Source organism: Mycobacteriales bacterium (genome assembly GCA_035533475.1).
GTDB lineage: Bacteria > Actinomycetota > Actinomycetes > DATLTS01 > DATLTS01 > DATLTS01.
Genome location: DATLTS010000015.1, coordinates 96361 through 108163, shown reverse-complemented (window position 1 = coordinate 108163; position 11803 = coordinate 96361). Strand labels below are relative to the sequence as shown.

The window sequence follows — 11803 nt, the reverse complement described above, 5'->3', positions numbered from 1 at the left end:
CTCGCGCACCGCGTCGGGGACCGGGTCGGGAATGGTCACCGGCTGCGTCCTCCGCCGACGAGCACCTGCGGGTGCCCGAGACGAGCTGAACTGCACTCCGCCCCAGCCGTAGCCGTCCCAGACGCCGAAGAAGCAGGTCTCAGGGGTGGTGGTGAACACCCGGATGATCTCGGCGAGCACCTCGGCATCGGGGAGGTAGAGCCGGCCCTCCCTCGGCCCCTGGCCCCTCCAGGGCGCGGGGGTAGCCGGAGCTTCGGGCGGCAGGGCGATCGTGTGGAACTGGGCGTCGGGACAAAGCGCCACGCCGCTCCAGGCCGCGACCTCCCGCCAGCGCACCAGGCGGTCGCCGTGCCCGGCCTCTTCGGCCGGGTGCAGGATGCGGGCGTAGGCCTCGAAGCCGGCAGGGACCACCGACGTGACGCCTGCGCCAAAGGGCCCGATGCGCTCCGCGATCCAGTCGGCGGCCTCGACGGCGCTGCTCCACTGGGCGGGCGGGCGGAGCTGGCACATGGCGCGATCTTCCCATCCTCGGCGCGTGAGGCGCCGAGCGGGTGGGATCTACAGCTGGGAGACTTGCCTCGTGCCACGGAGGCGTCGCCGCCCTCGCCAACCCCTTGCCCGCTTCGACGACTCGCTGCTCGTCGCAGCCGCCACCCTCGCCCAGGAGGGCGGGGTGGTCACGACGGCGCACCTGCTCGTCGCCGCGATCGAGGGCAGCGAGCCGCTGGCAGCGTGGTGGGCGTCGGCTCCCGGCACCGCGCCGACGCGTGAGGCGGCCGGGCTCCGGTCCGGCGCCGGGGAGAGTGATGCCACAACGGCGGCGGGCCGACGCCTCGGCGTCTCCTACGACCACCTGGCTTCCCAGGCCGTGGGTGCAGCAGCGCAGTGGGCGGCTGGGCGCGAAGAGACCACCGGGCCGGCGCACCTCGTCGTGGTGCTCCTCGAGCAGGCCAGCGCACCGGTCGGCGAGGTGCTGGCGCACAGCGCCGTCGACGCGGGCGCGCTGCGGGAGGCGGCGCTCGGCCTGCTTGGAATCCCGGCCGACCACCCGGCGGTCCCATTCGACCCGCTCCCGCCAGCAGGCACCGCCCGGCGACCCGCCTTGGCGGTCTCGGCGCTTCCTGAGACGGCCTGGACGGAGTGCCGGCGGCGCCAAGCGGCGCTGCCGCTCCGGCAGCTGCACCGGCGCTCGGACTGGTACGCGATCAGCCTGAACGAACAGCGGGCAGTGCTGCGCCTCGCGAACCACCTCGACTTGGACGACGACCACCGTTATTCGCTGCTCCACCACCACCTCAAGGCAGCTCGCCTGCAGGCAGCGACGGCGGCCCCCGGCGTGGTCGATCCCCCGCGCCCGCCTGGAACGCCAGCCAGGCCGATCGTCCGTCTCGTTGCCGCGCGACCTATCGGCGTCATCCGGGGCGGCGCTCGGCCGTGAGCTCGCTCGGGGTGTCTCCGGTATTGACCGTCGTGCTCGGCTCGATGAGAACGACCTCCGCGCCGTCGACCGACACCGGCTGGTGGTGCACTCCGCGCGGTATGACGTACAGCTGTCCAGGTCCGAGCGTGACGTCCCCGTCGTCGAGACGAATGGTCAGCGAGCCGTTCATCACAAGGAAGACCTCATCGGTCTCCGGGTGGCTGTGCCGGGTGAACTCGCCCCTGGTCTTGACAACTCGGATGTCGTAGTCGTTGAGGGTGGCCACCGTGCGCGGGGACCAAGGCTCCTCGAAACGAGCCAAGGCTGTGGCCAGGTCGACAGGTTGATCCATCGGACCAGTCTGCCCTGGTACAGAGCGACACGCTACGTCGCCGAACCGGCACACCGCCGGGGTCGGGCCGCCACCGCAGTAGCTGCCTGCGGCACTCTGGCTACTTGAACTTCGATCACGCGAATTCTAGGGAACCACGCGACGGTCAACTCTGTTGCCTAGTAGGAATCCGTTCTCCATATCGGTTTCGCTGATGGCGGTTGGACCCCACGGGGTTACGCGGCGATGGCAGGCGCGCTCGCGCTGACGAGCAACGTCCTTCCGGTCAACTTCGCGCCCGAGATGTTCACGGCTTGGGCGCGGCCGCTCGGCGACGACGCGGACTGGTGGGGAATCCCGTCTAAGGCGTCGTGCAAGTCGTGATAGCGACGCCCCTGGTCAGCTAACTCACCGAGGACCGCCAGGGTCCAACGTCCTCCAAGCAGATGGACGAGCCGTTGAGAAGATAGCCATCCAGTCAGTCATGGGACGCCATGCCGAGCAGCCTTGACATGGCGTCGCCTACCACTACTGCTGATGCGGCTGCTGCTGAATCTCGGCCCCGAGGATGTCATCGATCTGACCGATCGCGGCAGTCATGCCTTCCTCCATGCCCATGGCGAGGATCTGTTCCATGGCGGCGAGCGACGGGAACGTCGTCGCGATCGTCATGCGGGTGCCACCGTCGTGCTCGTGCAGGTCGGCCCGGATGATCATCGTCGGCATGTTCGGGTTCGGGCGTCCCGTGTCGTCGGCGAACCCGCTCTCGAACTCGAGGTGGTGAGGCGCATCGGCCGCGAGCACCCGCCACCAGCCGCGAGGCTGGTCGCCCCCGGGACCGGTCATGAAGTAGGTGGTCGTGGCGCCTGGCGCGAGGTCGTGCTCGACGAAGGTCGCCGGATACATCGGAGGCCCCCACCACCGTTCGAGCTGTCGGGGGTCCTCCCACAGCTTCCAGGCGCGGGCCACTGGGGCGTCGAGGTCGGCGGTGATCGTCATGGTCAGGCTCGCAGCGTCCTTCTCGACGTTCGTGACGGTCATTGATCGGCTCCTTCTGTGGGTTCGCCGAGAACCTCGGCAAAACGATCGATCCGGCTACGCCAGACGGCCTCGAGTTGGTCGAGCAAGCGATGTGCGGTGCGGACGGCGTCGATATCGGTGCGCACGAGCTGTTCCCGGCCGCGTGGGTGCTTCACGACCAGTCCTGCCCGTTCGAGCACGGCGACGTGCTTTTGCACGGCGGCAAAGCTCATCGGGTAGGAGCGAGCGAGGGCCGAGACGGAATGCTCGCCCTCCATCGCTCGCCTGAGAATGTCCCGGCGAGTCCGGTCCGCGAGCGCGTTGAAGATGCGGTCGGTCCGCTGCTCAGCGGATTCAGCGTCCAGACCATAAGCTACAACCATTGGGTTGTAGCTTATGGTCTGGATCTCTCGGCCGCAAGACGTGGTCGAGCACGAGAGTTCCGTGTCCCCGACCGTCGCCGGTCGCAGCCTCCTGGGTGCACAGGGCAACGGACCAACCCGTTGCGTGCTCCGCTCTTGAGTCGGCGAGGGAGCTGCACGATCCCACCGGAACCACCGGGCGGCCCTGCGGTCTCCACGCCAGGCGCTGAGAGTGCTCCTCGACGTCCTTCCGAAGAGCCACACCCAATCCCAAACGGCGTCGGCATGGACCGTCGGATTCTTCGTCGAAGGCCAAGGTGAGCGCTCCCCCGGTCATCTGCTCCTACTGTTCGAGCGCGGCGTCGACGAGGGCGACGACGACGGGCACGACCTCAGTAGGGGTGCGATCCGGCCCGGCGAGGGAGTCGAAGGTCTCGAAGCTAGTGAGGGTGTGCAGCACGCTGACGAGCGCCTCGGGATCTCGGCTTGGGGTGAGACCTCCGGGGTGCTCGGCGAGGCGTCCGAGGAGGACCCGGAGCCCTTGGCGGTTCCGGTCGTCGCGTGCGGCGATGACGTCGCCGACGTCGGGGTCGAGGTGGGCGAGGGCGCGTAGGCGGCGCATGACGATCCGGTCGGCTGCCCAGAACCGGGCGAAGGCGGCGACAAAGCCGTGGACTGCCTCGAGCGGGTCGGGGGTGATGAAGACCTGGGCGAGGTCGCCCATCTGGCCCGAGGCGGCCAGATCGTCACAGAGCGCCTCGAGCACGCCGGACTTGGATCCGAACTGGTAGTAGACGGTGGCACGGGCGACATCGGCCCGCTTGGCCACGGCGTCAAGGGTGAACGCTGTATAGCTGGTGGTCTCGGCGAGAAGGGCCCTGGCGGCGTCGATCATCCGGCGGCGTCCCTCGTCGATCTCCGCCTGGCGTCTTCCGAGCTGGTAGGGGCGGGGGCTCACCGGGTCTTGACGGCTCCTTCATGCGGGACTATGTTCAGACGTACTGTCTGACTAAATGATACACCCCCGAGAGTCCAGCTACGCCATCAGTGCCTCGGCATCCCGGGTAGAGAGGAGCAATCGGTGGGTGAAGCTGCGATCGTCGTCGACGGCCTCCTCGCGAACGACGGGATCCGGGTCAACTGCCTCGCACCGTCAGCGATTGAGAACGACAAGATGCGGGTCCCGATGCCCGAAGCGCACCGCCGCCAGCTCGCCGCCAGCTTCCCCCTCGGCCGCATCGGACAACCCGGTGACGTCGCCGCGGCAACCTTGTTCCTCGCTTCCGACGTCTCCTCGTGGATCACCGGAGTCACCCTCGACATCGCTGGCGGCAAGGTCATGGTATGAGCGATCCCCCCACACCGGCGGACCGGCGGCGCCAAGCGGCGCTCATGAAGACGTTGAACGTTCCCATGCGGGTCCTGCTCGGCCTTCCCGTTCCCACTCCGCTCGGCAGTCGGCTCATGCTTGTCTTCCATACGGGTCGCCGCACTGGACGCCACTACCGCCAGCCCGTGAGCTACGTCGCCCACGACGGTGCCCTTCTCACCCCGGGCGGCGGCCGCTGGACCTTGAACCTGAAAGAGGGCGAGCCCACCCGAATCCGCCTCCGAGGCCGAGACATCTCGGCCCGACCCGAGATCGTCACCGACCCCGGTCTGGTCGAGACCCTCCTCGGCGTGATGCGAGCTGCGAACCCCAGCCTCGACCGCTTCGTCCGCCTGCCGAAGACGCCCAACGGCCGCTACGAGCGCCCCCCGCTCAAAGCCGCGATCGGCCACGGCTTTCGTGTGGTGCGCTGGCACCTCGACGAAGGTCCGGCGCCAGTGGAATGAGCTCCTTGTCCTACAGGCACGTGCTCGGGGACATCGTCGGTAGCTCGCATCGGTGAACGCCGCGCTGAAGCACGATCGAGACGCAGCTGTCGTACCGTTTCACGACAGTTCTGCGCGCCGCCGCGGTGCTCGCAGATTTCAGCTCCGGCATCCCCCGAGCACCGACTACGTGCCTCTTGGCCAGTGGGCTGAGTTCGGAATTCTGTGCGCCGCGAGAAGCGGCCGGGGGCGCGTGGGCCCCGCAGATAGAGGCCCGGCACGCCCGTGTTCTGGGGCGGGCGTGTCCTCATGCGGCTCCTCGTCGGGCGTTCATGTTCTCGACCGTTCGCTCTTGAGCTCTTGGCGCTTGCGGCGGTCTCGCACGATGTAGACGGGGATGGCGATGATCGCGGCAAGTATGAGTATCGGCACGATGATCCACGGGCCGATGTGGAAGTGCCTGGTGTTGCTGGCCGTGGTTGCCAGCAAGGTGGCGGCGAGCAGTATCTGATGGTGCATGGTGGTCGTCTCCTTTCATGGGGTGGTTCGCGTTGGGAGCGCTTTGTGCGGGCGAAGTCGGCGGAGGTGTGGGTCAGGTGGTGTCGCAGCTGTTAGGTCACGTCCTTTCGCAGCGTCGTGCGGACAGTGATCACGTCGAGCAGCGCTGCGACGCCGAGCACCAGCGCTGCCGCTGCGGCAAAGGGGAGCGGGCTTCCGCCCGACAGGCCGTGGGCGGGACCGAAGGCTGCCCCTCCGAGCTTGATGCCGGCCAACGTCGTCGCCGCGGTGTAGGGCAGGTAGGGGCGAACCGAGGTGAAGAGACCGCCGATGATCGACTCGATGACGAGCGCCCACACGAAGATGCCGATCACGCCCGCCAGCTGGGAGCGGAGCAACGAGCCGATCCCGACCCCTATTGCCCCGAAGAGCGCCGCACCCACGGCAGCGCCGGCTATGTGGGCCACGAGAGTGCCGGTGCCGAGGGCGACGTGGTAACCGTGTCCGGCCACGAAGATGAGCCCGACCCCGGTCGCGATCAGGGCGGAGACGAGACCGAAGATCACCCCTGCCCCGGCCACGGCCAGCGCCTTGGCGACGAGCACCCGCCGTCGGTCCGGAGTGGCGAGGTAGGTGAGCGTGGCCGTGTAGTGGCGGAACTCGCCGCTGGCGACGATCACCCCCAACACGGCGGCGAAGATCATCGACCAGCCGGTCACGGTCGTCACCGTTGCGAGCCCCGACGCGCTGAAGAGGGGGGCGACACCGTATTTGCCGTTGCCGGCCCGCGACGCCTCGAGGGAGGCGAACAAGGCGGTTAGCGCGGCCGAGGTGGCCAGCAGGCTGAAGCCCGTGCGCACGGTGCGCAGCTTGAGCCATTCGATGCGGGCCAGGCGGATCATCGTGGGGTCTCCTTTGCGGTCGCGGCGGCGGTCAGCTGGAAGAAGACCTCCTCCAGGCCGACTCCGTCGGTGGTGGTCTCGAAGATCGGTATGGCCTGCTCGGCGGCGAGGAGGCCGACCTGCTCGGCGCTGGCCCCGCTCACCTCGACCCGGTCGGGCGCCACGAGAACTGCCGTTGCTCCTTTGGCGGCAAGCGCGCTTTGGAGCCGCTCGGCCATCGGCGTGCGGATACGTACCTTGTGCTGGGCCCGGGTCGTGAGCTCGTCCAGGGTGGACTGGGCGACGAGGTGGCCAGAGTTCAAGATGACCACGCTGTCGACGGTCTGGGCGACCTCGGCCAGGATGTGGCTGGAGACGAGCACGGTGCGCCCTTCGCCCGCCAGGCCATGGAGGAGGTCTCGCAACCAGCGGACGCCCTCGGGGTCGAGGCCGTTGGCTGGCTCGTCGAGGATCAGGATCTCCGGGTCGCACAAAAGCGCCGTGGCGAGCCCGAGGCGCTGGCGCATCCCGAGGGAGAACTCGCCCACCCGCCGGCGCGCGGCGCTGGTGAGACCGACGAGGTCGAGGACCTCGTCGACCCGGGTGGAGGGCACCTGCCCGGCCAGGGCCTGGATCCGCAGGTGGTTCCGGGCCGTGCGTCCCGGATAGGCGCTGGAGGCTTCGAGCACCGCACCCACCCGGTGAAGCGGGTCGGGCAACTCCTGGTAGGGGCGACCGCAGATGGTCGCGGAGCCTTCGGTCGGCTCCACGAGACCCAAGAGCATTCGCAGGGTGGTGGTCTTGCCGGCCCCGTTGGGGCCCAGGAAGCCGACCACCGTGCCGGCGTCGACCGCGAAGCTGAGATGGTCGACGGCGGTGAGCGCTCCGAAGCGTTTGGTGAGGTCGTGGACTTCGATCACGGCCATTGGCTGTCCCTTCTCCTCCAGCGGACGTCTGGGGTGTTGCCTACAGACATGGTCGGCGCAGGGTTCGGCCGTGTCGTCAGCGGGGAGACGAATTCGCCGTCAGCGTGGGGCCGACGTCGAGCCAGCAACGGGTAGTCCCTGGTGGTATGGGAGCGAGCGGGACTACCACGGGCGGTGTAGGCCACGATCAGCCTGGTGACGATGCGCTCGGCGCCCACCGGGCGTACCGTCGAGGACGGTGAGAGCGATATCCGCCCAGGCTGAGGCCCTTCGGGCACGCCCAAAGGCCCGACGGTGGCTGATCGACGGCGCCGTGGCCGTAGCAGTCGCGTCGGCCCAGGTGGGGCTGGTCTTTGCCCAGGTCGCCCACCAGGGTGGTGTGGTGACTCCCGGCGAGGTGGTGCTCCTCGTCGCCGGGGGCCTGGTGCTGGCCGCTCGGCGACGGTTTCCAGTCGCGGTCATGGTCGCGGCCTACGCCCTCACCCTGTCGTTCCAGGCGACCCAGCACTTCGGCAGGCGTGGAGGCGCGGCGTGGCTGGCGGTGATCGTGGCGTTCGCGACGGCGATCTACCTGCGCCGCCGGGTTGCCGCCCTCGTCTTCTTAGTCGTCTGCTACGTGGTGTCGCTGTGGGGTCCTGCGGCGATCGGAGAGGGTCACGCCCCCTCTGCCGCCTTCGCCCTGGGCTTGGGTGCCGGGTTGGCCGCGCTCCTTGTCGGCACCGAGCTGGTGCGGCTGCGACGCCAACGGTCCTTGGCCCTCGCCCAGGGGCGAGAAGAGGCAGACCTCCGCCAAGCGAGCGAGGAGCGCCTTCGCATCGCTCGGGATCTCCACGACATCGTCGCCCACAACATCTCGGTCATCAACGTGCAGGCCAACACCGCCCTGCACCTCATGGACCGACAGCCCGAACGAGCCCGGGCGGCGCTCAGCACCATCAACGAGGTGAGCAAGCAGGCCCTCGTCGAGCTGCGCTCGGTGCTGGGGGTGCTGCGCGACGTCGACCAAGAGGCGCCGCGTGCACCGGCGCCTGGCCTGGCCCAGCTTGGCGCCCTACTGGAGCACAGCCGGGCGGCCGGCTTGGCGGTCGAAGTGGCCGAGGAAGGTGAGCGGCGCCGGCTCCCGGCCGATGTGGACGTCACCGCCTACCGAATCGTGCAGGAGTCCCTCACCAACAGCACCCGCCACTCGGGTGGCGGCCGGGCGACCGTGCGCCTCACCTATGGCCAGACCGATATCGTCGTCGCGGTGGACGACGACGGCCCTGGCGTCCGTGCCGGCCAGACCAACGGGACCGGCAAGGGCATCACCGGGATGACTGAGCGGGCCGAAGCCGTCGGCGGGACCCTGCAGGCCGGACCCCGCCCAGGTGGTGGGTTCTCGGTGCGGGCGCGCCTTCCCCTCAACGGACGAACCCGTTGATCCGGGTGGCACTGGCCGATGACCAGGCCCTCGTGCGCGCCGGCTTCGTGGCCCTGCTCGACGCCGAAGACGACATCGAGGTGGTGGGCGAAGCCGCCGACGGCGACGAAGCCGTCCGCTTGGCCCGGCGCACCCGGCCCGACGTCATGCTCATGGACATCCGCATGCCCGGACTCGACGGCATCGGAGCCACCAAGCAGATCGCCGCCGACCCCGCTCTGGCATCAGTGCACGTGGTCATCTTGACCACCTTCGAGCTCGACGAGTACGTGTTCGAAGGCCTCCGGGCCGGCGCCGCCGGCTTCCTCGTCAAAGACACCGACGCGCCCGAGCTTCTCCGTGCCGTCCGGGTGGTCGCCGCTGGAGACGCACTCCTATCTCCCACCATCACCCGACGGTTGATCGCCGAGTTCGCCACGCGCAGCCGGGCCACCCGCCGCACCCCCGCCGCCGACGCCCTGACCGCCCGGGAGCGAGAGGTCGTGACCCTGATCGCGGCGGGGCTGTCCAACGAGGAGATCGCCGACAAGCTCTACATGAGCGTCTCCACCGCCAAGACCCACGCGACGCGGGCCATGACCAAGCTCGGCGCCCGTGACCGCAGCCAACTCGTCGTCTTCGCCTACGAATCCGGCCTGGCCCGGCCCGGATGGGCTGAATGAAGCCCAGGGGACACCCCGGTTATCACTGGGGCGCACCCGTGGAGCTTCACACCTACGCGGCGGAGACGGATCGGGCCACGTGGTATCGATCAACGGCCACGCGTTCAAGTCGCAAGTAGGGCGGCCGACGGGTAGGCCGCTTCATCCGCAGCATGGTCTTCGCAGACCCGAAACCGGGTCCAGTTGCAAGCACGGCTGACGAACGGCCCAGGCGTGCGCATGTCCGGCACGCGAAAATAGGGGTTCGCTGTTCGTTCTGGCGTGATTTCGACGTTATCGACCAGCTCTTCGATGAGCTGCTTCTTCTCTTCCGGCGTGCCGTTCTCGATGGCGCGCAGGAATCGAGGCAACCCGTCAAAGGTTTGAGCGGAGCACATGCATACGGCACGCCCAGTCGGCCTTGCTTCAGACGCAAACCAGATGCACGAAACCGCAGAGCAGGAGCCGCACAGGCCGAGCCCGTTGGTCAAGGCGCAGGATGGGTAGATGGACGCCCTGCACAGTCGAGGCACCGGAGCTCTTCTTCAGCCATCGGTGGCAAGAATGTCCGGCTCGGGTGTCACATTCGATCCGTGGCCGGTGTCTTGATGCCGAGAGCAAGTAACCGGAGGTGGAACCATGACCAGCAGCACCAGGATCCCGAAGGCAGAGCTGACCGGCATCTACGGCGCGCTGGTCAAGCGGATTTCCACCAAGATGTTCGGCGACGTGCCCGAGCCTGTCGAGGTGGCGTGGCACAACCGCAAGGTGCTGAACTTCTCCTTCAGCGTCGGTCGCAAGGCACAGAAGTGGAACCGGAGCGACGAGAGCCTGAAGTCGTTCGCCCACATGGCGGTGGCCAGCCTGGTGGGCTGCAGCTTCTGCCTGGACCTCGGCTACTTCCAGGCCGGCAACCAGGGACTCGACGTGGCCAAGGCGCGTGAGGTACCCCGGTGGCGCACCTCCGATGTCTTCACGCCGACCGAGCGCGACGCCATGGAGTACGCCGAGGCGATGACCCATACCCCGCCGACCGTGACCGACGAGCTGTCGGCCCGGCTGCTCGAAGCGCTCGGCCCGGCCGCGCTGGTCGAGCTCACCGCCTACATCGCGCTGGCGAACCTGTACACCCGCACCAACACCGCGTTCGGCATCGAGTCACAAGGGCTCTCGGCCGCCTGTGGTCTCGAGCCGCTCGCCGTAGTCTCGACGGCGTGATCGACGATCCCTTCGTCACCCACCACAGCCTGCTCTTTACCGTCGCCTATGAGATGCTCGGCTCCGCTGTCGACGCCGAAGACGTCGTCCAGGAGACCTGGCTGCGGTGGGCCGACGTGGACCAGGCCGAGGTGCGTGACGCTCGGGCCTACCTGGTTCGGATCGTCACCCGCCAGGCGCTCAACCGGCTCCGATCGGTGTCCCGCCGCCGGGAGGACTACGTCGGGGAATGGCTGCCCGAGCCGCTGCTCACCAGCCCCGATGTGGCCGAGGACGTCGAGCTCGCCGAGAACGTCTCGATCGCCATGCTCACCGTGCTCGAGACTCTCGGTCCGACCGAGCGGGCAGTGTTCGTGCTGCGCGAGGTGTTCGAGACGCCCTACGACGAGATCGCCGAGGTGGTGGGCAAGACCCCGGCCGCGGTCCGCCAGATCGCGCACCGTGCTCGCAGCCATGTGGCGGCCCGCCGGCCGCGGATGCAGGTGGACCGAGCCCAGCAGCAGGCCGCCGTCGACAAGCTGATGGCAGCCATCTCCACTGGCGACGTGGCCGGACTGGTGGAGGTGCTCGCCTCCGACGTGGTGTTGATCGCCGACGGCGGCGGCCAGGTAGCAGCTGCTCGCAAACCGATCACTGGAGCCGAGAAGGTGGTCGCGTTCCTGGCCCGCGCCGCGAAGGTCCCCGACTTCGCAGCGACGACCGTCTGGCTCAATGGGATGCCAAGCCTTCGAATCGACGTCGGTGGCGAAGCCACCGCGGTCAGCCTGGTGGTCGAGGACGGACGCATCACCCGGATCTATGCGGTGCGCAATCCGGACAAGCTGGGAGGGCTGGAAGAGGTTGCGGAACTGAAGCGGTGACCGTCCTACGGCTCGGCAACTGAGCGCCAGCCCCACGAAGAGTGTGGAGCTCTCGAAGGCATTGAGTAGTGCAGCTGCATGGCGCTGCACAAGGCGTGCCCAATGCAGCGCCTCGTTCACCCGCACCTCGATGCGCGAACCCGCAGCGTGTCGGCCCGCCCGTGCCCTGGCGCCCTGCCCACCCTGCATACGCAGAAGTTGAGTAGGACCCCACAAACTGTCCCCACAAACACAGAAGCCGCCGACCAAACATGCTGGTCAGCGGCCTGTGCATACGCAACGAGGCGCGGAAAACGCACCTACTTGGTGGCGGGGGCAGGATTTGAACCTGCGACCTCTGGGTTATGAGCCCAGCGAGCTACCGAGCTGCTCCACCCCGCGTCGGTAAACCCCACTATACGGGGCCCCCCA

At 68.4% G+C, this 11803-nt stretch carries 17 protein-coding genes and 1 tRNA gene; 8 read left to right on the top strand and 10 right to left on the bottom strand.

Annotation, left to right across the window (positions count from 1 at the left end):
- A partial coding sequence (locus tag VNG13_02755) for a hypothetical protein (GenBank protein HVA59440.1) occupies window positions 1-510 on the bottom strand: 510 nt, incomplete at its 3' end.
- A 25-nt stretch (window positions 511-535) separates the two neighbouring features.
- Here VNG13_02755 and VNG13_02750 point away from each other — a divergent pair.
- The gene (locus VNG13_02750; GenBank protein HVA59439.1) at window positions 536-1438 is read left to right on the top strand and encodes a hypothetical protein; all 903 of its coding nucleotides are present in this window, start codon (window positions 536-538) and stop codon (window positions 1436-1438) included.
- Here VNG13_02750 and VNG13_02745 read toward each other — a convergent pair.
- On the bottom strand, window positions 1413-1772 hold the full coding sequence (locus tag VNG13_02745; protein ID HVA59438.1) for a cupin domain-containing protein: 360 nt from the start codon (window positions 1770-1772) through the stop codon (window positions 1413-1415). The genes VNG13_02750 and VNG13_02745 overlap by 26 nt on opposite strands.
- 225 nt (window positions 1773-1997) lie before the next feature.
- Between VNG13_02745 and VNG13_02740 the strand changes: the two genes are divergently transcribed.
- Window positions 1998-2135 carry a hypothetical protein gene (locus VNG13_02740; GenBank protein HVA59437.1) on the top strand — a complete coding sequence of 46 codons (138 nt, stop codon included), beginning with the start codon at window positions 1998-2000 and terminating at the stop codon, window positions 2133-2135.
- A 144-nt stretch (window positions 2136-2279) separates the two neighbouring features.
- On the opposite strand, the gene VNG13_02735 is transcribed toward VNG13_02740, so the two are convergent.
- The 3 genes from VNG13_02735 to VNG13_02725 all read right to left on the bottom strand — a co-directional run bounded on the left by VNG13_02735 (window position 2280) and on the right by VNG13_02725 (window position 4091).
- The gene (locus VNG13_02735; GenBank protein ID HVA59436.1) at window positions 2280-2792 is read right to left on the bottom strand and encodes an SRPBCC domain-containing protein; all 513 of its coding nucleotides are present in this window, start codon (window positions 2790-2792) and stop codon (window positions 2280-2282) included.
- Entirely contained in the window at window positions 2789-3154 is a 366-nt protein-coding gene (locus tag VNG13_02730; GenBank protein ID HVA59435.1) for a winged helix-turn-helix domain-containing protein, read from the bottom strand. Before VNG13_02730 ends, VNG13_02735 begins: the two co-directional genes overlap by 4 nt.
- 322 nt (window positions 3155-3476) lie before the next feature.
- Entirely contained in the window at window positions 3477-4091 is a 615-nt protein-coding gene (locus tag VNG13_02725) for a TetR/AcrR family transcriptional regulator (GenBank protein ID HVA59434.1), read from the bottom strand.
- A gap of 123 nt (window positions 4092-4214) precedes the next feature.
- Here VNG13_02725 and VNG13_02720 point away from each other — a divergent pair, with 123 nt between their 5' ends.
- Both VNG13_02720 and VNG13_02715 read left to right on the top strand, forming a co-directional pair.
- Window positions 4215-4481 (top strand): SDR family oxidoreductase, encoded by a 267-nt coding sequence (locus VNG13_02720; GenBank protein HVA59433.1) that lies wholly within the window; start codon window positions 4215-4217, stop codon window positions 4479-4481.
- Window positions 4478-4969, top strand: coding sequence for a hypothetical protein (locus VNG13_02715; protein HVA59432.1), 492 nt, complete (start codon window positions 4478-4480; stop codon window positions 4967-4969). The genes VNG13_02720 and VNG13_02715 overlap by 4 nt, the downstream gene beginning before the upstream one ends.
- A gap of 309 nt (window positions 4970-5278) precedes the next feature.
- On the opposite strand, the gene VNG13_02710 is transcribed toward VNG13_02715, so the two are convergent.
- From VNG13_02710 to VNG13_02700, 3 genes are all read right to left on the bottom strand, one after another.
- On the bottom strand, window positions 5279-5467 hold the full coding sequence (locus tag VNG13_02710; protein HVA59431.1) for a hypothetical protein: 189 nt from the start codon (window positions 5465-5467) through the stop codon (window positions 5279-5281).
- A gap of 92 nt (window positions 5468-5559) precedes the next feature.
- The gene (locus VNG13_02705; protein HVA59430.1) at window positions 5560-6348 is read right to left on the bottom strand and encodes a hypothetical protein; all 789 of its coding nucleotides are present in this window, start codon (window positions 6346-6348) and stop codon (window positions 5560-5562) included.
- Entirely contained in the window at window positions 6345-7253 is a 909-nt protein-coding gene (locus VNG13_02700) for an ABC transporter ATP-binding protein (GenBank protein HVA59429.1), read from the bottom strand. The genes VNG13_02705 and VNG13_02700 overlap by 4 nt, the downstream gene beginning before the upstream one ends.
- A gap of 238 nt (window positions 7254-7491) precedes the next feature.
- Between VNG13_02700 and VNG13_02695 the strand changes: the two genes are divergently transcribed.
- On the top strand, window positions 7492-8673 hold the full coding sequence (locus VNG13_02695; protein ID HVA59428.1) for a sensor histidine kinase: 1182 nt from the start codon (window positions 7492-7494) through the stop codon (window positions 8671-8673).
- Complete coding sequence (locus VNG13_02690) at window positions 8670-9335, top strand: response regulator transcription factor (GenBank protein ID HVA59427.1); 666 nt, start codon at window positions 8670-8672, stop codon at window positions 9333-9335. The genes VNG13_02695 and VNG13_02690 overlap by 4 nt, the downstream gene beginning before the upstream one ends.
- A 104-nt stretch (window positions 9336-9439) precedes the next feature.
- Here the strand turns inward: VNG13_02690 and VNG13_02685 are convergent, their stop codons facing one another.
- Complete coding sequence (locus tag VNG13_02685; protein ID HVA59426.1) at window positions 9440-9685, bottom strand: hypothetical protein; 246 nt, start codon at window positions 9683-9685, stop codon at window positions 9440-9442.
- Between the two features lie 268 nt (window positions 9686-9953).
- On the opposite strand from VNG13_02685, the gene VNG13_02680 reads away from it, so the two are divergent.
- Window positions 9954-10532 carry a carboxymuconolactone decarboxylase family protein gene (locus tag VNG13_02680; protein ID HVA59425.1) on the top strand — a complete coding sequence of 193 codons (579 nt, stop codon included), beginning with the start codon at window positions 9954-9956 and terminating at the stop codon, window positions 10530-10532.
- Window positions 10529-11392 (top strand): RNA polymerase sigma-70 factor, encoded by an 864-nt coding sequence (locus VNG13_02675; protein ID HVA59424.1) that lies wholly within the window; start codon window positions 10529-10531, stop codon window positions 11390-11392. The genes VNG13_02680 and VNG13_02675 overlap by 4 nt, the downstream gene beginning before the upstream one ends.
- A 304-nt stretch (window positions 11393-11696) precedes the next feature.
- Here VNG13_02675 and VNG13_02670 read toward each other — a convergent pair.
- Window positions 11697-11773: transfer RNA gene (locus tag VNG13_02670), tRNA-Met, on the bottom strand.
- Between the last annotated feature and the right edge of the window lie 30 nt (window positions 11774-11803).